This window comes from uncultured Thiodictyon sp. (assembly GCF_903828115.1).
In the GTDB taxonomy this organism is placed as follows: domain Bacteria; phylum Pseudomonadota; class Gammaproteobacteria; order Chromatiales; family Chromatiaceae; genus Thiodictyon.
Window position 1 is genome coordinate 1 of sequence record NZ_CAIKKU010000122.1, and the last position, 18,258, is coordinate 18,258.

Consider the following 18,258-nt stretch of genomic DNA (forward strand, 5'->3'; position numbering starts at 1 on the left):
CCGCACCAGTGGGGTTTTCTGCGAGATCGCGCCGCACTGGGGTGCGGCGCTCCCAGGTCGGGCCGGAGTGCAAGTGAGGCTTAACTTAATGGCAGTGACGCCGGAGCGCGGGAACGAGAAGTCCCGCCGTCGGCACTTAACTGAATGGCATTGGTGTGGAACTATGACCATGGCCGCGGCATCGAACACACCCGTCCTGCCCGGGGGCCTAGCGCGTCGGCGTCACGTCCTCGACCTCCATCGCCGTCGGCATTGCAACGTGTTGGATTGCCTTGCCGTCGAAGTCGACACGCTTGAGTTCCACCTTGCGGAGGTCGAGGTTGCCATAGGTCCGGAAATAGCTGATCCGGTTCTTGAGATCATGGACCGTCGCCCACTGCGTCTGCTCATAAGCCAGTGTCGGCGCACCGCCGGTCTTCGACGGCACCTTTTCGGCCACCGCGCCGATGGGGATGTCGACCGCGTTCAGGATATGAAACGCGAGATTGACCCCCTCGATGGCCGTCGCCACGGGGACCGAGGAATAGGCGAGCGCCACGGCTTTGAGGAACCGGCTGGGCGGGGTGTAATCGCCGGGCAGCCCGAGCAGTCCCGTGCCTTGACCGATGGGCTGGATCTGCACCGTCCCGAGCTTGAGGGCATCGACGTTGATATTCGTCAGGTTGATATGCGCGCGCAGGTTCGTCAGGTGCCAGTCGAACGGCGGGGCATTGGTCATGACGCCGATCGGATTGTCATAGACGGTCAACTTGCCCCCGACGTACTCGACCACGATGGCACCCCCCTGGGCATCGGCGATGGCCCAGTGCAACGCCTGCGGACCGACCAAGGGCAGGTTCAGGTCGTAGACGGCGACCCGGGAGAGCGCCTCGCGCACCTCGCCCACGGTCGCGAACTGGCTGAGCGCCCAGTTTGAAAAGTCAAGGTTCGAGACCGCGTGCTTCCCGTCGGCCGGAAATGGCTGGTACCCCGCGAAGCCGGGGAAGTAGAGCGTGCCCACCGACAGCCCCGCCTCATTCATCCCATCGGTCGAGAGGTCCTTGCCCAGTGTATTGATGCCGGCGAAGCCGTGCTTCACGGTCCAGTCCATGCCGGGCTTGAGATCCGGGCGCGTCGAGGTGAGTCGGTAGCCGCGCGGGACCAGCATCACCTGGCTGTCGAGCGACATCCCGAGTTCCATCGAGCGGCCGATGAGCCAGGCCCCGTCCTGCGACTGGAGGCGGAAGGTGGTGCAGGCCGCTGCCGGCGCCGCGACCACGACGAGTGCGCTGGCGGCGAGCAGGGCAAGCGCGGCGCGGCCGATCAACTGAAAGGTCATCACTTTCTCCGGATAAAGGGTAAACGTTTGGCGGTCGCCCGGCATCGCTTGCGCAAAACCCGGGATCAGACCGGCGACCAATAGTACGGGATGCCGCGGGGTCCGGGTTCAGAACCAGCCGGAGCCGTCCGCTGCCGTCCCGTCGAGCTTCTGCAGGGGGATGGACTTGACCTCCTTCACCCGCGCCAGCCGCTGCAGATCGAACGTGGTGTAATTCATCGCGCCCTGTGGACGGATAGAGAAACGGCCGCGGTTGAGGTCGCTCAATGACGTCCATTTGGTAGACTCGCTGGTGAAGACCGGCGCATCCTTGCCGGTGGTGCGCATCGCCCCGGCGACCCCCTCGTTAGCCAGGGGCGAAGTGGACGCATCAATGGTAATCGCGACGGGCCGGTCGAAGTTATTCATCACACATTGGTGAGGAAGCTGTAGTTGCCCAGGTTGGTCAGGTGCCAGGGGAAGCGCGGGCCGTTGGTCATGACGTTGACGGGATTGTCATAGACGGTCTGCTTTGCGTCCGCGTATTCAATCACGATCCCCGCCCCGGTCCGGTCATGCAGGACATAGTGAAGGGGGGTCCGGGCATTACCCAGCGTCGACAGCGGCGTGAGGATCACCGGCTGCGATTCCAGTGCCGTCTTCACCTCGGCGACGGTGGCAAATTGGCCCAAGGCCCAAGAGCCGAGGTCGACGGCGGCAAGCGCCTTGCGCAGGCCCTCCGGGTCACCCTCCGGGCCGACGGCCGGGAAGGCCAGTGCGCTGAAGGTCAGTCCCTCCGCGTTCAAACCGTCTACGACCTTGAGATCGGTCGGGGAGGCCAAAGGCATGGTCACCGCCATCATCCGGTACTTGGTCCGGTAGGCAAGCCCCGGCGTGCCGTCGGTGAGTTTGGAGGTGTATTCCCGTCCCGCCGGGAAGTAGGTGAGCTGCCAGGGGAGGTCGAGCGCAAACTCCATGGTGCGGCCCAAGTAGACGCCGCCGTTGGTGTCGGTGATCGTCAGCGTCGTGCAGGCGTCCGGCGCCGTGCCCCCGAGCAGGGCGCCCGCCAAGGCGGCGGCCAGTAGGATAGGCAGCGGGGCTGCCGACGATCTCATCTTCTCGAACATACCAGTCTCCACGGTGTCGTTGGTCGCTACTCGGCCAACAGGAACTGAATCTGTGCGCGGATCGACCGGTCGGCACGGTCGTCCGGCGTCACCACTTGGTCAGCGACCAGACGTTGTTCATCAGGGCGAAAACCCTGGGGCTGCCATGCCACAGCGGGCTCGCCAGGTGCGAGGGACAGGCCGGACCGATCTCAGATAAGCGCCGCATACTGCGGCTGATAGACATGCCGACGGATGAAGGCCGGCAGATCGTCCGGCCGTTCGACGCGCGCCAGTCCCGCATCGAATACCAGTTTCGCCACGCACGCGGCGGTCTGGATCTCGACCTCGAGAATATTGGCCTGGAGCGGGTAGAGCAGACCCTGCCGCAGTTGCTCGGGCGGCACCTGATCGGCGACTGCCGACGCGGCGGCGATGAACATCTCGTCCGTCACCCGGGTGGCCTGGGTGGCGAAGATTGCCATGCCGATCGCGGGGAAGATGTAGAAGTTGTTGGCTTGCCCCGGCAGCAGGGTCTGGCCGTTATAGACCACCGGCGGGAATGGCACCCCGGCGGCGTAGATGGCCCGGCCCTGCGACCACTGATAGGCCTGCTCGGCCGTGCACTCGGCATGCTCGGTGGGGTTCGACAGCGCCAGAATCACCGGCCGCTCATTGATCCGCGCCATCGCCTCGACCACCGGTTGGGTGAAGGCGCCGCCGATGGTACTGACACCGATAATGGTTGACGGCTTGATGTCCTCGATGGCCGCCACAAAATCCTTCGTCGGGGCGTGCGGATGGGCGTAGGGCTGCTGGAAGTCCACCAGGTCCGTGCGGGTCGATTCGAGCAGGCCGTTGACGTCGAACAGATGCACCCGTGACCGGGCCGCCGCGAGCGTCATCCCTTGCCCCACGAGCGCCGTGCACAGCAGGTTGGCCAGCCCGATACCGGCCGAACCCGCGCCGAGGAACAGATAGGTCTCGTCCTTCAGTTGGGTGCCCTTGAGCCTGGCCGCGTTGATCATCCCGGCCAGGGTGATGCCGGCCGTCCCCTGTACGTCGTCATTATAGACACAGTAATGGTCGCGGTAGCGCTCCAGCAGGTGTACGGCATCGACACCGGTCCAGTCCTCGAAATGGATGCAGCAGCGCGGAAACACCTCCTGCACCGCGGCGACAAACTCATCGACGAATGAGAACAGCTCGGCCGTCGCGGGCCGCCGCTGACGCAGCCCCAGATACAGCGGGTCGTCGAGCAACTGCTGGGTGTTGGTGCCCGCGTCCAAAAACATCGGCAGCAGATACTGGGGCGGTACGCCGGCCGCGGCGGTATAGAGTTGCAGCTTGCCGATCGGTATGCCCATGCCGTTGGCACCCAGATCGCCCAGGCCCAGGATCCGGCCGCCGTCGGTGACGCAGATGAAGCGAATGTCCTTCTGCGGCCAATTTGCGAGGATCTCCTTGACCTTGCCGCGGCGCGTGAGCGACAGGTACATACCGCGCGGCTGCCGAAAGATGTGGCCGAACTTGATGCAGGCCTCACCGATCGTGGGATCGTAGACGATCGGCAGGAAACGCTGCGGGTCGGACATGACGGTGCGATAGAACAGCGTCTCGTCGTGGTCCAGCAGATTGATGAGATAGATATAGCGGTCCAGGTCCGAGTGCTTGTGCCCGAGCTGCACCATCACGCGGCGCAGTTGCAGGTCCTCGGTCTCGGTGACATCCGGCAGCAGACCGACCAGGCCGAGGGCCTGTTTCTCGGCCTCGGTGAAGGCGGTCGACTTGTTCAGAGTGGAGTCACGCAGCAGTTCGGTCCCGCGTTTGGTCGTGGTCGCCATGATAAAGGGGCCCTCGCGTTGGTTGGGTTCGTGGTTGGAGTCGAGTGTGCTTCAGTTCGCGGCGGCGACGTATGGCGCGATCATCTTTGCAGGATCGACGACGCGGTCGAAGGTCTGCTCGTCGACCAGGCCGAGTTGCATTGCCGCGGCCTTCAGCGTCAGGTCATGATCCATCGCGAAGTGGGCGATCTGCGACGCCTTGTCATAGCCGATGACCGGCGCCAGGGCCGTCACCAGCATCAGCGAGCGGTCGAGGTCTTCCTTGATCTTCTTCAGATTCGGCCGCGTGCCCTCCACCAGGAACCGGCGGAAGTTCGTACAGCCGTCCGTCAGGAGGGTGAGCGAGTGAGTGAGGTTGAAGATGATCAGCGGTTTGTAGACGTTCATCTCCAGATAGCCGCCGGCCCCGCCCAGGCCGACGGCCACATCGTTGGCCATCACCTGGGCGGCGATCATCGTCAGGGCCTCCGCCTGGGTCGGGTTCACCTTGCCCGGCATGATCGATGAGCCGGGTTCGTTGGTGGGGATGATCAACTCGGCAAAGCCGGCCCGCGGGCCGCACGACATCAGGCGTATGTCGTTGCCGATCTTGTAGAGCGAGACGGCCAATGTGCGCAGGGTGCCCGACAGGTGCACCAGGGCGTCGTGGGCGCCCTGCACGGCAAACTTGTTCGGGGCGGTGAGGAACGGCAGCCCGGTCAAGCCGGCGATCTGCGCCGCGACCGCCTCGGCAAACCCCGGCGCCGAATTCAGCCCGGTACCGACGGCCGTGCCGCCGAGCGCCAGACGATAGACGCCGGTGAGCGCATCCGGGATGCGGTTGAGATTATCCGTGAGCATCCCCGCATACCCGGACCATTCCTGCCCGAGTGTCAACGGCGTCGCATCCTGCATATGGGTGCGGCCGATCTTGATGACAGCCTGCCAGTCCTGTGCCTTCACGGCGATGGCGTCGCGCAAGGCCGTCACCGCCGGCAGCAGCCGCGCCGTCACACCGACGGCGGCGGCGATGGACATCGCCGAGGGAAAGGAGTCGTTGGACGACTGCGACATGTTGACGTGATCGTTGGGATGCACCGGCGTCTTGCTGCCCAGTGGGGTGCCGGCGAGTTGGCAGCAGCGATTGCTGATCACCTCGTTCACGTTCATGTTGAACTGCGTGCCGCTGCCGGTCATCCAGACATGCAGCGGGAACATATCCTGATGCTTCCCGCCCAGGATCTCGTCGCAGACCTGCACGATCAGACCGTGTCGGCGGTCGTCCAGACGGCCGCCCGCGTGATTGGCATGGGCCGCCGCCTTTTTCAGCGTCGCATAGGCGGCGATCATCTCGCGCGGGATCAGGTCCGTGCCGATACTGAAGTGCGTAAGCGAGCGCTGCGTCTGGGCGCCCCACAGCCGATCGGCCGGAATCTCGACCGCGCCGAGGCTATCGGTTTCCTGGCGAACGTCATTCATGGTGGATACTCCATCGTCTGGGTTGTTCGTCACCATCGTCGGCAGACCGCAGACCCCCGGTGGTCTGGTCCGCAGGATGAGATACGCCGCAATCAGACCGCGGCCACGGTCTTCGCGGTGAGTGGCGGGGCCGGAACCCCGCGGATACCATTCTGCGCCCTTTGATCCAGTATGCAAGCCCGGCGTTCGCCCCGTTATCCTCGCGGCATCGCGCGCCTAATCGCATTGGGCATTGGGATAGGCTGAGCGGGCGCCGACCAGGACACCGCCGAGCAGGCTGGGTCCGGTGGCGGGGTCGGGGTCACTGGGGACCGACGGCCCTCCCAGATAGGACGGGATGCACACGCAACCTAAATCGAAGGTCGCGCCGCTGCCGTCGGCGGCCGGTTGGGTCATGAGCGCGGCCACCACCCCGCCGGTCGCCTGCGGGTCGCCGACGCACAGTCCGTAGGGCAGGGTCGGCTGGCCCTGGCAGGAGAGGAAACCCTGGGCCTGGCCGGCATTGTTACCGATGGGATAGACGGACAATAAGACCGCGGTACCGGTCGGGCACGCGGTGGTATTGAGCGTCTGAGCCCCATTCTGAAATGGATAGAAGGCAGCGGCGATCTGGTAGCCGTTGACCGTCAAGAGCCCGGTCGACGCGACATAGCCGACTTGCGTGCTGTCCTGCACATTCGGTGCGGTGATGTTGTAGGTGTTACCCCCGGCCATCGGCACCACCAGGGTTAATGTCGGTGGGGCGGAGGCTGCCGGATAGCTCCCCTCGCTGCCGACTGGAAAGCTCGCCTGGCAGGTCAGGCTGCCGACGCTGGTCGCGGCGTCGACCGAAAGCTGGACCGTGGCGTCCGCTACACATCCGGTCAAGTCGATCGTTTGCGTCCCGTTGGAGAAGAAATAGGGACCGCTCCAATCGAAGAATTCCGTCCCAGTTAAATAGTCAATGGAGTAGATGCTATATTGCATAACGATCAGGACTCCGGTGGTACTGTCATAACTGCTGCTAGCGTTTACGCATGTGCCCGTTGACTGGGTGACGTTACAGTTAATGGCCGGCGCGTAGGTGGGTGGCGAGGTCGGCCCTGGCCCGATTGGGTCGCCGCTTGCTGTAGTACCATAGCTCGCCAGGGACAGCAGGCCCGAACTGTTATTGAAGGTGACATTGACGCCCACCACGATCGAGGTGATCTGCGTCGTGTTGTTCACCAGTTGCACCGGCGGCGAGAATGCGGCGCTGGTCGGATTGGCCACTTGCAGCCAGCCGTTGGTGGCCGTGATGTCCGCCCCGGTCAGGATCGCATCCCAAAGGCTCAATTGCGCCGTGCTGACCGCGTTGGGATAGGTGGTCAGGACGTTGGTATAAGCTTGACTACCACTCTGGGGCGGACAGACGGCGCTCAGCAGGTTGTTGACGAGGGTGATACCGGTACACAGTGAGTCGCTGCTGATGGAATAGTTTGACCACAGCGGCGACACGCTGGGCGTCCACCCCATGGTATTGTCGATCTGCGCCTGTACGAAGCTGTTGGCGAGCAACATGCCGAGCAGATTCGATGACGAATAGCTGGCGTTGATGACCGGCGGGGCGTTTGCCGCGACCGGCGGCGGTTGACTCACCGTGCTCGTAAAATCGGCGTCGATCGCGGACGTGGCCATGGGCATCAAGGCGCCGTCGGCGGCGGTGGCGGTGCCGGTGGCGGCGGCCACGCCGACCTGGAGCGCGACCGAGGCCTCGGGCCCGGCGACGAATGCAATGCCGGCCACCAGGGAGTCGGTGGTGACCTCGACCAGACCGGAGAAGATCTTGCCCCAAATCGAGGTCGTGGTGATGGGCGTATCGGCGGCCGTGTTGAGGGTGTTGATGGTCGTCGCGGCCAGCCCTGGGGAGGCCAGCAGCCATAGGTCAGGGTCCAACTGTCGGCGATGGCGGGCGGGTTCTCGCTGGAGCCGAATGAACTGCTGAACTCCACGGTCGTCGCCGAATCACCGGAATTGAGGCCGGGTACCGTCGGCGAGGCACTGGTTACGGGGTCCTCCTCGTCCCAGAAGATATAGAAGTCGTAAAGGTCAGGGCTGCCGCTGCCGCCGAACGCCGAGTTGAAGAAGCCCGCTTCGCCCGAGCCTGCATTCCAGCCGTAAGTGGCCCCGGGATTGCCGCTGAGGGCCGCCGGGTTGGCGCTGCTCCCATAGGGCACGAACGAGCAATTGGTGTAGGGGCTGAGGTTGAAGAAGGTATAGGACAGGGCGCCGGTATTGGCGTTGTAGACGTAGTCGCCGACCGCGCCCGCGGCATAGCCGGCGAGCGTCAGCGCAACGAGCAGATTGGTTTTCATGTCAATTCCCCTTCAGGTTGAACCGGACGGCGCCGACGATGAATGGGCTGTTGATGGTGACGGCGGCCACCGCGGACTTGGCGGCGAGGTTGTGCAGGCCGTAATAGGCCCCGGCATTGACCCGGAAGCGGGTCAGCCGGCCGGCGGCGTCGAACACGCAATCGGTCATCAGGTTGTGCCGCGGCAGACCGCCGGCGGCGAGCGAGACGCCGCAGGAGGCGCTCGGGTTCATCGTCACCGGGATGACGAAGTGAAAGTGCGGGGCACCGGAGAGCACCAGCGCGTCGGGGGCGGCCGAACTGGAGTTCTGGACGCCCTGATAGGAACGGAATTTGGACAGGAAACCGACCTGACTCACGTCCTGGCGCAGCGGCCCGATAGTGGTGAGCGAGACCGCCCCGCTCGCGCGCCGGTAGCTATTGGCGGCGGCCAGGGTCTGGTCGGTGACGGTGCCCGGGCGCAGCGTCACGCCCTGGCTGGCCATCAGGTTGAAGGTCACCACGCGGCTGACGAAGCGGCTGGCTTCGCAGCGCGGGGTGCTGTTGTCACGGGTGGGCACCAGGGTGACCTGGTAGTTGTCCGGCAGATAGGCTTGGACGCCGGTATTGCCGATCTCGGCATTGCAGCCGGTGGCCCCGACGGTGTTGCGGGCCTGGAAGTGTTGCAGCTTGTTGTAGCTGCCGGCCCTGTCCTGAAACTTGATGACGGCGGTCTTGATGGTGGTGAGCTGGCCGGCGGTGACGGTGAAGGGGCGTTCGTGACGGCTGTCGAGACCGGTATTGCGGTAGAGCAGGTAGTTGCCGGGCGGCAGGTCCAGGCGGGTGTTGAGGGTCACGGGGTATTGGGTCCCGAGCGTGATGTTGCCGGGGACGACCTGCGCGGCGATGAAGCTGCCGGTAGCCAGGGGTTTGGTGCTCGCGAGCAGGCACAGGCCGGTCGTCACCGCCGGGCCGCCGCAGTCGGCCGGGAGGCTCGCATAGAAGGGATCGGCGGTGACGGTCTTTACGTCGGCGGCGCCGACGGCCGGGGCGGCCAGGGCGGCGGCGAGTCCGGCGCAGCAGAGGTGCCGGCCCGACGGATGAAGGGAGTGGCGCGTGTTCATTCAGGTTTCCTGTCGATCAATGGCATTGGGCATTGGGGTAGGCGGCACGGGCGCCGCCCGGTCGTAGCCTGGATGGAGCGCAGCGGAATCCAGGACCAAGGCTGAAGCCTTGGACTCCAGAAGGTGGCCGCTGGCCGGAGCGATGATCAAGGCCGCGCCAAGGCTGAAGCCTTGGACTCCAGTCATCCGCGCCGCCGTCGGCCTGCCCAGCCGGTCAGACCGGCCGCCAGGAGCAATGCCGTCGCCGGCTCCGGGATGTCGCCGTCATGCACCGCCTAGGCGAGGTATAGCTGGTCCTTGCCGTAGGCGATTTGGCTTCCGTCGAAGTAGTCGAAGGTCCAGGCAAAGGTTGTGTCCTGGGCCAGCGCCGCATTGGTCCAATAGGCGGTGTCGGCGATGTTGGTGAACAGCTCGAAGTTAGCGTTGTGCAACTCGGTAATCGGTGTATCCGCCGTCCCGCCCAGGCCGAGGGCGAGGTCGCCGTAGAACAGGTGACCCAACTCGGCTCCGGTGCAGTCGTAGTCGCCGGAGCAATCCGGGTCCGGCGTGGGCAGGCGCCAACCATCGCGTCCGGCGTAGACCAGGCTGGCCGCCCAGGCATTGGCGCCGGCCCAGTCCATCGTGGCGCCGGCATCATTTGAATCCATCAGCCAGGTGAGGTCCTGGGCGCTGTCGTAGACCAGACCGTCGGAGCGGCTGATGAGGGCCGCGTCGGCGGGCAGCGCGCACAGCGCCCCGGCCAGGATCGACAGCAGTTGCAGGCGGGTAGCGGATGCTTTCATGGGGATGGTCTCGGGGTAAGGATGCGTTGCGGGCGGTCAACCCAGAAGGAGCAGTTCTCACACAGAGACACAAAGATCACAAAGATTTTCAACGCGATATGTAGGTCGAGGAGGTCACCCGCGCGGTGATCGGCCCAACGCCTTCAATGATCTGTTTTTCTTTGTGTTCTTTGTGTGAGCAATTCCCAAACTTAGGGCCAATCGTGGCGCGGGCGTCCGCGCTGGCCGATCGACCCCCGGGTGCGGCGGCGCACCGACGGGGGTCGTCGCCGTCTCGAATAACGGTAGGAGTGGCCTGGTCCGTTGTCCACCAACGGATTCAAACCAATTCTGACGAATTCTTACCTGGCTCAGGGCCGACCCGCGGCGGCTGCGCAGCGGCCGGGCGTTGGACCCAGACATAGCCGGTGCCGTAGACGCTGGTGAAAGGCGCGGGCTGGTCGGCGACGGTGGCGATCTTGTGACGCAGACGTGAGATCGCGGTGTCCAGGCGGGCCCGGGTGTACAGATTCTCCGGGCGGCCGAGGACCCGGATAATGGCATCGCGAGCGACCGTCGCCGGGGCCTCGTCATGCAGCAAGGTCAGGAAGCGCGCCAACTGGCGGCCGCCGATGGGGTCGTCCTCCACCACCATGATCAGCGCCAGCCGGACGCGGCCCGGTCCGCCGTACTTGAAGGCGTTGTCCAGGAGGTTGCCTAAGATCAGCACCAGGCGCGGGGCATCGATGAGGTGGCACCCGGGGTCCGGTGCGGCGGCGATGACCAGGTCCAGGCGGGCGCGGTCCAGGTGTCCGCCCAGGGCGCCCTGCACCTGTTCGACCTTGGCGTGCAGGTCGTAGTGAAAGTCCGCCGCGCGGCCCGTCGCGAAGGCGGCGCGTTGGGCCTGGAGACTCTGGACGATGTCGACGAGGTGGTTGGAGAGGTGGGTCAGGTCGTCGGCCGCCTCGGTGTTGGAGAGCAGACCGCGGCGCAGGTTGCCGGCGAGCAGGCGCAGCGAGGACGCGGGATTGCGCACCTCGTGGGACACCACCTGCAGCAGCCCGCTGAACTTGTCGGCGACGGCCGCCAGTCTGACGCGCTCGTGTTCCGCCTGCTGCATGCGGCGGGTCTGCTCCGGGACCTCACGCAGGATGCGCCCACCCACGATCAGGACCGCGACCAGCATGAGCGTGATGAGGCGGGGATCGAGGCGAAAGGCCTGCATGGTAGTCCCCAGGTCGCGCTCGGACAGGGGCAGGGTGTCGCCGGTGCGTTGACGCGGTGCCGCCAGGGTGCCGTCCGCGGCCAGATAGACCAGTTCGACCAGGTCCAGATTGGCCGCGGTGAGTTTCAGGATCGGGCCCTGCCCGGCCATGGATGCCGGGCGGTCCGGTTCGGGACGGCCGGGCGGCGGGGCGGCGAAATAGCGCGGTTGGGGTTGGAAGCCCAGGTGGATGTCGGTCTGGGCCGGCGGCAGGCCGCCGCCGCGCCAGCGGCGGGCGGCCTCCTCCCAGGAGTGGACCGGTGTCGGCAGCGGCTGCAAGGCCAGGGGCAGGGCGGCCGGGGTGTCTGCCCCCGACCGGGCCGGGGCCAGCAGCAGGGCGCCGATGACGAGGTACAGGAACCAGGGGAAGGGCACGATGATCCGGCGGATGCGTGGCACTTGAGGACCGGAGTTAGGCGATTTCCGAAAAACGTCGTTCGGTAGCGGGTGGTCGGCAGAAACGGCAACGCGATCGGGATCAGGAACGGGTCACTGATAAGTTGAACAAGTCCATCAGGGGATGCTTGTCGCGTCGTTGTCGTTGTCGTTGTCGTTGTCGTTGTCGTTGTCGTAATCGAGGTTATCGTAGCACCCCGGATTCTCCAGCACGCCAAACAGCATCGCTTCTCCGATTACGATCACGACAACGACAACGACAACGATGGTGTTATGTTCAACGTGTTCTTGACTCGTTGCCTAGCCCTACCCCGCACTATCTTCGCCGCCGGGGCCGCTCCCGCCCGCCGGCGGGTCCATCGACCGACCGGGGCCGCTCGGGTTACCCTAGGCCCAGGCCCGGAGCACTCGCAAGACCACACCTACGGCAGTCAACCCCATGCAGCGCCGCCCCCCGTCCATCCCCTGCCCCCTCAGACTGCCGCTAGGCCTGTTCCTGCTTTGGGCACTGGTGGGAACCCTTGATGCCCGGGCGGCAGACCCCGGGGTGCCCGCGCGCGACCTGCCGAGCCCCGCGCCGCGCACGGTCATCGCCGCCCTCGGGCGGGTGGAGCCGCTCTCGGAGGAGATCCGCATCGCCGCGGCCATGACCGGGCGGCTGGCGGAGGTGATGCTCGACGAGGGGCAGCCGGTCACCCGCGGCCAGGTCGTGGCCACCCTGGAGAACGCGGACCACCTGGCGCGGGTGCAGGAGGCACAGGCCAACGTCGCGATCGCACAAGCGGCCCTGGAGCGCGTGATCAACGGCGCGCGGCCGTCCGAGCGGGAGGAGGCGGCGGCCGCCGTCGGCGAGGCGCAGGCGCACCTGACCCGGGCCGAGCGCGAGCTTTCCCGCCAGATTGGACTGGCGCAGAAGCGTCTGGGCAGCGGCCAGGACCTGGACAACGTCGGCAGCGCGCGCGACGTGGCCCAGGCCCAACTCGCCCGCGCCCGCGCCCGACTGGCGGTGGTGGACAGCCCGGCACGGGCGGACGAGCAGGCCCGGGCGGAGGCGGAATTGGCGCTGGCGCAGGCGCGGCTCGCCGTGGCACGGGCGCTCTATGAGAAGTCCTTCGTGCGCAGCCCCATCGACGGGGTGGTCCTGCGGCGCTTCCGGCGTGCCGGGGAGCAGGTCACCGAGATGGGCGACACCCCCATCCTGGCGGTGGGGGACCTGGCCCACCTGCGGGTACGCGCGGAGGTGGACGAGGCGGACATTGCGCTGCTGCGCGTCGGCCAGGACGCCTATATCCAGGCCGACGCCTACGGCGAGCGGCGCTTCCCGGGCCGGGTCGGGCGGATCGGCAGCCTGATGGGGCGCAAGCAGGTGCTCTCCGACGACCCCGCCGAGCGCAAGGACACGCGCGTGCTGGAGGTGCTGATCGACCTGGAGCCGGGTCTCGCACTACCGGCGGGGTTGCGGGTGAATGCGTATATCGCGATCCCGCCGCCAGACTGAGCCGGGAACATTGTCGTTGTCGTTGTCGTTGTCGTTGTCGTAATCGGAAGAGCGATGCACGTTGGGTGCGAGAGAATCCGGAACGCTACGATAACATCGATTACGACTACGATTACGACAACGACAACGACAACGACAACGAAAACGACGCTACAGGCAGTCCCTGATGGAATTATTCAACTTATTAGTCAACCGTCCCCAAGTCCTCTTCCTGAAATGAAAACGGGACCCTTACACTGGGGCGCCGGAATGGCCGGGCTGCTCGCCTGGCGTAACCTCGCCCATGACCGCTCCCGCTTTGCCGTGACCCTGGTCGGGATCATCTTCGCGGTGGTGCTGATCGCCATGCAGATCGGGCTCTTCCTGGGCTTCTCCGACAGCACCACCAATGTCATCCGTCACACCCGTGCAGATTTCTGGATCGTCGCCAAGGGGTCCCAGAACTTCGAGGTCACACTCCCCATCAATGAACGCGAACTCTTCCTCGCCCGCTCGGTTCCCGGGGTGGCCCAGGCCGAGGCGCTGTTGGTCCAGTTCACGACCTGGAAGACGCCCGGCGGGGGCACCGAGAGCGTCATCATCCTGGGCACGGATCTGAACACCGGCCTGGCCGGCCCCTGGAATATCGTCGAGGGTCGGCTCGAGGACCTGCGGCGCCCGGATGCGGTGATGATCGACCGGGTGTTCATGGACAAACTCGGGGTCAGCCGGATCGGCACCCGCGTGGAGATCAACAACCGACGCGCGCTGGTGGTCGGGTTCACCCAGGGCATCCGCTCCTTCACTACCTCCCCCTGGGTCTTCGCCTCCACCCGCAATGCCCAGCGCCTGAGCGGCTTCGCCGAGGACCAGACCAACTATGTCATCGGGCGGCTGCGCCCCGGTGCGGACCCGCAGCGGGTACGCGACGACCTGGTCCGCACCCTGCCGCGGACCGACGTCTATCTCAGCGAAGCATTTGCCGCCCGCACCCGCGACTACTGGATGTTCACCACGGGTGCCGGGGCCTCGGTGCTGGTCTCCGCCGTCCTCGGCCTCCTGGTGGGCGTGGTGATCGTCGCCCAGGTGCTCTATGCCACCACCGTCGACCACCTCCCGGAGTTCGGCACCCTGCGCGCCATGGGGGCACCGCGCGCCTTCATCTATAAGGTCATCATGGGGCAGGCGGTGATCAGCGCGACCCTGGGCGGACTGCCCGGCATCGCCCTGTCGCTGCTGTTCGCCCGGGGCAGCGAGGCCGGCGCCGCCGTCATCCTGGTCCCGCCGGGGTTGGCCGTGGCGCTCTATGGTGTGACGCTCGTGATGTGCGTCCTGGCCTCGATCGTCTCCATCCGCAAGGCCATGAGCATCGACCCGGCGATGGTCTTTCAGCGATGAGCGCGCAGGCCTTGGAGACCCGCGGTCTATCCATGGTCTACGGCACCGGGGACACCGCCGTGCGCGCCCTGGACGCCGTCGACTTCCAGGTCGCCGCCGGACAGGTCATGGCGCTGATGGGGCCATCGGGGAGCGGCAAGACGACGCTGCTGATGATCCTGGGCTGTCTGCTGCACCCCACCGCGGGCTCCGTCTGGGTAGAGGGCCAGGCGCTCGCCGGGCTGTCCACCCAGGCGCTGACCCGGCTGCGCCTGCGGCGCATGGGCTTCATCTTCCAGAGCTACAACCTGTTCCCGGCCCTCACCGCGGCGGAGAACGTGCAGGTCGCGTTGGAACTCAAAGGTCGGGACCTGGGTGAGGCGACCGCACTCCTGGACCTGGTGGGCCTGGCCGGGCGGCGGCGCAACTTCCCCGCCCAATTGTCCGGCGGGGAGAAGCAGCGCGTCGCCATCGCCCGCGCCCTGGCCGGCGACCCGCCCATCCTGCTCGCCGACGAGCCCACCGCCGCCCTGGACTCCGTCAACGGGCGTGCCGTCGTGCGCCTGCTCGGGGACCTGGCCCACGCGCAGGGCCGGGCGGTGGTGATCGTGACCCACGACCCGCGCATCGGTGAACTGGCCGACCGGGTGGTGCACATCGAGGACGGCCGGATTCAGGATCAGTTCTGATCGCACCCGAAGCGCAGTGCCCGGGGTTTGGCCCCGTCGCTCCGGTATACTAATCTGCTTTCCCGATCCTCCCCCTGACCCCCGCGGACCTCTCTTAAGCCATGCTGGACAAGAACTACGACCCCCAAACCCTGGAACAGGCCTGGTACGAGCGCTGGGAGGGCCGCGGCTGGTTCGCCCCGGGACCGGCCGGGGGCGCCGGCGCCGGGACCTATTGCATCATGATCCCGCCGCCCAATGTGACCGGCAGCCTGCACATGGGCCACGGGTTCAACAACACGGTGATGGATGCGCTGATCCGCTACCGCCGGATGTGCGGCGACCGGACCCTGTGGCAGCCGGGCACCGATCATGCCGGCATCGCCACCCAGATGGTGGTGGAGCGGCAACTGGAGGCGCAGGGCAAGACGCGGCATGATCTCGGCCGGGACGCCTTCATCGCGCGGGTCTGGGAGTGGAAGGCGCAGTCCGGCGGGGCCATCACGGGCCAGTTGCGGCGGCTCGGCTCCTCGCTCGACTGGGGCAATGAGCGCTTCACCATGGACGAGGGCCTCTCGGCGGCCGTGCGCGAGGTCTTCGTGCGCCTGCACCAGGAGGGCCTGATCTACCGGCGCAAGCGCCTGGTGAACTGGGACCCGGTGCTGCACACGGCGGTGTCGGACCTGGAGGTGCTCTCCGAGGAGGAGTCCGGGTACCTGTGGGACATGCGTTACCCGCTGACCAACGGGACCGGACACCTGGTGGTCTCCACCACCCGCCCCGAGACCCTGCTCGGCGACTGCGCGGTGGCGGTGAATCCGCACGATGAGCGCTACCAACACCTGATCGGCGAGTTCGTGGAACTGCCGCTGACCGGCCGGCGTATCCCCATCATCGCCGACGACTACGCGGACCCCGCCTTCGGCACCGGCTGTGTCAAGATCACCCCGGCCCACGACTTCAACGATTACGCGGTCTGGGAGCGCCACCGCGACGAACTCGCCATCGCCGGCCAGCCCCACGGCGGCCTGATCAACATCTTCACCCCGGACGCGGCGGTGCGTGCCAACCTGCCCGAGGAGGGCGACCTGATCCCCGCCGCCTATGTCGGCCTGGACCGCTTCGCGGCACGCAAGCGGATAGTCGCGGATCTCGAGGCCCTGGGCCTCCTGGCCCTGGTCAAGGACCACAAGTTGCAGCAGCCGCGCGGCGACCGCTCCGGCGCACTGATCGAGCCCTATCTGACCGATCAATGGTATGTGCGCATCGCCCCGCTCGCGGAACCCGCCATCGCCGCGGTGGAGGACGGGCGCATCCGCTTCGTCCCCGACAACTGGAAGAACACCTATTTCGAGTGGATGCGCAACATCCAGGACTGGTGCATCAGCCGCCAGATCTGGTGGGGGCACCGCATCCCCGCCTGGTATGACGCCGAGGGGAACGTCTATGTCGGCCGCGACGAGGAGGAGGTGCGCGCGACCCACCAGCTCCCAGCGGAACTCGCCCTGGAGCAGGACCCGGACGTGCTGGATACCTGGTTCAGTTCCGCGCTCTGGCCCTTCAGCACCCTGGGCTGGCCGGACGACACCGAGCGCCTGCGCGACTTCTACCCGACCTCGGTGCTGATCACCGGCTTCGACATCATCTTCTTCTGGGTCGCCCGGATGATCATGATGGGGCTCAAATTCATGGGGGACGTCCCCTTTCGGGATGTCTATATCCACGGACTGGTGCGCGACGCCCACGGCGACAAGATGTCCAAGTCCAAGGGCAATGTGCTGGACCCCATCGATCTGATCGACGGGATCGATCTGGATGCCCTGGTCGAGAAGCGCACCCAGGGGATGATGCAGCCGCACCTGCGCGAGAAGATCGCCCGCCAGACCCGCGCCGACTTCCCCGGCGGCATCCCCGGCTTCGGCACCGATGCCCTGCGCTTCACCTTCGCGGCGCTCGCCACCACCGGCCGGGACGTGAAGTTCGACCTGGGCCGCATCGAGGGCTACCGCAACTTCTGCAACAAGCTCTGGAATGCCTCGCGCTATGTACTGATGAACACGGAAGATCAGGATTGCGGTCTGGGGTCAGACCCGCTCGAGTTCTCTCCCGCCGACCGCTGGATCGCCGCGCGGCTGGCGGCCACCACCAACACGGTGCGCGAGGCCATGGACGCTTACCGCTTCGACCTGGCCGCCCAGGCGCTCTACGACTTCACCTGGAACGAGTTCTGCGACTGGTATCTGGAGCTGTGCAAGCCGGTGCTGACCGGGGCGGATGCGAGCGATGCCGCCCGGCGCGGCACCCGCCGCACCCTGGTCACGACACTCGAGACCCTGCTGCGCCTCATCCACCCGCTCATGCCCTTCATCACGGAGGAGATCTGGCAGAAGGTCGCCCCCTTGGCCGGGGTCGCGGGCGAAACCATCATGCTCGCCCCCTACCCCGCCGCGCCCGCGGTCGCGGCGGACCCCGCGGGCGAGCGTGAAGTGACGGCGGAGATCGACTGGGTGCGTCAATTCATCCTCGGGATGCGGCGCATCAAGGGCGAGATGAACATCCCCCCGGGCAAACCGCTGCCGGTGCTGATCGCCAATGCCTCGGAGCAGGACCGCCGCTGGCTGACCGCCGCCCGCCCCTATCTCGACTTCCTCGCCCGCACCGAGTCCATCACGGTGTTGGAGGACGAGTCGCAGGCGCCGGAATCCGCCATCGCCCTGGTCGGCGCGATGAAGGTCCTGATCCCCATGGCCGGGCTGATCGACAAGGACGCCGAACTCAAGCGCCTGGACAAGGAGATCGGCCGCCTCGCCGACGACGTGGCGCGGACCGAGGCCAAGCTCACCAACCCCGCCTTCGTCGACAAGGCCCCGGCGGCCGTAGTGCAGAAGGAGCGCGACAAACTCGCCGAGCACGGCACCGCGATCGGGAACCTCAGGACGCAGCGGGAGCGGATTGCGGCGCTCTGACCCCTGCTGCTGACAGCGCCGCAGGGGGCCGGGCAAGAGTATTCACCTTCATGGGGCCTAAGGAACGGTTCACTAATAGGTTAAACAATTCCATTAGGGACTGCCTCTAGCGCCGTTGTCGTTGTCGTTGTCGTAATCGAGGTTATCGTAGCGCCCCGGATTCTCTCGCACCCCAAAGTGCATTGCTTCTCCGATTACGACAACGACAA

14 protein-coding genes are annotated in these 18,258 nt (G+C 66.2%); 4 read left to right on the forward strand and 10 right to left on the reverse strand.

Annotation, left to right across the window (positions count from 1 at the left end; all coding sequences use genetic code 11):
* Window positions 1–208 precede the first annotated feature (208 nt).
* The 10 genes from QZY48_RS04290 to QZY48_RS04330 form a co-directional block, all read right to left on the reverse strand.
* Complete coding sequence (locus QZY48_RS04290; RefSeq protein WP_295428168.1) at window positions 209–1,399, reverse strand: choloylglycine hydrolase family protein; 1,191 nt, start codon at window positions 1,397–1,399, stop codon at window positions 209–211.
* Window positions 1,400–1,426: 27 nt separating this feature from the next.
* Window positions 1,427–1,726, reverse strand: coding sequence for a hypothetical protein (locus tag QZY48_RS04295; protein WP_295428170.1), 300 nt, complete (start codon window positions 1,724–1,726; stop codon window positions 1,427–1,429).
* The gene (locus QZY48_RS04300; RefSeq protein ID WP_295428173.1) at window positions 1,726–2,424 is read right to left on the reverse strand and encodes a linear amide C-N hydrolase; all 699 of its coding nucleotides are present in this window, start codon (window positions 2,422–2,424) and stop codon (window positions 1,726–1,728) included. Before QZY48_RS04300 ends, QZY48_RS04295 begins: the two co-directional genes overlap by 1 nt.
* A gap of 191 nt (window positions 2,425–2,615) precedes the next feature.
* Entirely contained in the window at window positions 2,616–4,247 is a 1,632-nt protein-coding gene (locus QZY48_RS04305) for an NAD-dependent malic enzyme (RefSeq protein ID WP_295428176.1), read from the reverse strand.
* A gap of 51 nt (window positions 4,248–4,298) precedes the next feature.
* Window positions 4,299–5,741 carry a lyase family protein gene (locus QZY48_RS04310; protein ID WP_295428179.1) on the reverse strand — a complete coding sequence of 481 codons (1,443 nt, stop codon included), beginning with the start codon at window positions 5,739–5,741 and terminating at the stop codon, window positions 4,299–4,301.
* Between the two features lie 180 nt (window positions 5,742–5,921).
* Window positions 5,922–7,619 carry a hypothetical protein gene (locus QZY48_RS04315; protein WP_295428182.1) on the reverse strand — a complete coding sequence of 566 codons (1,698 nt, stop codon included), beginning with the start codon at window positions 7,617–7,619 and terminating at the stop codon, window positions 5,922–5,924.
* A gap of 420 nt (window positions 7,620–8,039) precedes the next feature.
* Window positions 8,040–9,140, reverse strand: a complete 1,101-nt coding sequence (locus QZY48_RS04320; protein WP_295428185.1) for a hypothetical protein — start codon at window positions 9,138–9,140, stop codon at window positions 8,040–8,042.
* A 182-nt stretch (window positions 9,141–9,322) separates the two neighbouring features.
* On the reverse strand, window positions 9,323–9,412 hold the full coding sequence (gene mprA, locus QZY48_RS34585) for an MprA protease, GlyGly-CTERM protein-sorting domain-containing form (protein WP_366929635.1): 90 nt from the start codon (window positions 9,410–9,412) through the stop codon (window positions 9,323–9,325).
* A gap of 3 nt (window positions 9,413–9,415) precedes the next feature.
* Entirely contained in the window at window positions 9,416–9,922 is a 507-nt protein-coding gene (locus tag QZY48_RS04325) for a DUF1566 domain-containing protein (RefSeq protein WP_295428187.1), read from the reverse strand.
* A 319-nt stretch (window positions 9,923–10,241) separates the two neighbouring features.
* Complete coding sequence (locus QZY48_RS04330; RefSeq protein ID WP_295428190.1) at window positions 10,242–11,564, reverse strand: hypothetical protein; 1,323 nt, start codon at window positions 11,562–11,564, stop codon at window positions 10,242–10,244.
* Window positions 11,565–12,000: 436 nt separating this feature from the next.
* Here QZY48_RS04330 and QZY48_RS04335 point away from each other — a divergent pair, with 436 nt between their 5' ends.
* From QZY48_RS04335 to QZY48_RS04350, 4 genes are all read left to right on the forward strand, one after another.
* The gene (locus QZY48_RS04335) at window positions 12,001–13,059 is read left to right on the forward strand and encodes an HlyD family efflux transporter periplasmic adaptor subunit (protein ID WP_295428193.1); all 1,059 of its coding nucleotides are present in this window, start codon (window positions 12,001–12,003) and stop codon (window positions 13,057–13,059) included.
* Between the two features lie 54 nt (window positions 13,060–13,113).
* Window positions 13,114–14,436, forward strand: coding sequence for an ABC transporter permease (locus QZY48_RS04340; RefSeq protein WP_295428196.1), 1,323 nt, complete (start codon window positions 13,114–13,116; stop codon window positions 14,434–14,436).
* Complete coding sequence (locus tag QZY48_RS04345; RefSeq protein WP_295428199.1) at window positions 14,433–15,104, forward strand: ABC transporter ATP-binding protein; 672 nt, start codon at window positions 14,433–14,435, stop codon at window positions 15,102–15,104. Before QZY48_RS04340 ends, QZY48_RS04345 begins: the two co-directional genes overlap by 4 nt.
* A gap of 101 nt (window positions 15,105–15,205) precedes the next feature.
* Window positions 15,206–18,049, forward strand: coding sequence for a valine--tRNA ligase (locus QZY48_RS04350; protein ID WP_295428202.1), 2,844 nt, complete (start codon window positions 15,206–15,208; stop codon window positions 18,047–18,049).
* Window positions 18,050–18,258: the final 209 nt, after the last annotated feature.

Excerpts from the sequence above, each read along its gene's own strand:
- QZY48_RS04295 (WP_295428170.1), bottom strand. The coding sequence starts at position 1,726 with ATGAATAACTTCGACCGGCCCGTCGCGATTACCATTGATGCGTCCACT.
- QZY48_RS04310 (WP_295428179.1), bottom strand. The coding sequence starts at position 5,741 with ATGGTGACGAACAACCCAGACGATGGAGTATCCACCATGAATGACGTT.
- QZY48_RS04325 (WP_295428187.1), bottom strand. The coding sequence starts at position 9,922 with ATGAAAGCATCCGCTACCCGCCTGCAACTGCTGTCGATCCTGGCCGGG.
- QZY48_RS04350 (WP_295428202.1), top strand. The coding sequence starts at position 15,206 with ATGCTGGACAAGAACTACGACCCCCAAACCCTGGAACAGGCCTGGTAC.
- QZY48_RS04335 (WP_295428193.1), top strand. The coding sequence starts at position 12,001 with ATGCAGCGCCGCCCCCCGTCCATCCCCTGCCCCCTCAGACTGCCGCTA.
- QZY48_RS04300 (WP_295428173.1), bottom strand. The coding sequence starts at position 2,424 with ATGTTCGAGAAGATGAGATCGTCGGCAGCCCCGCTGCCTATCCTACTG.
- QZY48_RS04345 (WP_295428199.1), top strand. The coding sequence starts at position 14,433 with ATGAGCGCGCAGGCCTTGGAGACCCGCGGTCTATCCATGGTCTACGGC.
- QZY48_RS04340 (WP_295428196.1), top strand. The coding sequence starts at position 13,114 with ATGCACGTTGGGTGCGAGAGAATCCGGAACGCTACGATAACATCGATT.
- QZY48_RS04305 (WP_295428176.1), bottom strand. The coding sequence starts at position 4,247 with ATGGCGACCACGACCAAACGCGGGACCGAACTGCTGCGTGACTCCACT.
- QZY48_RS04320 (WP_295428185.1), bottom strand. The coding sequence starts at position 9,140 with ATGAACACGCGCCACTCCCTTCATCCGTCGGGCCGGCACCTCTGCTGC.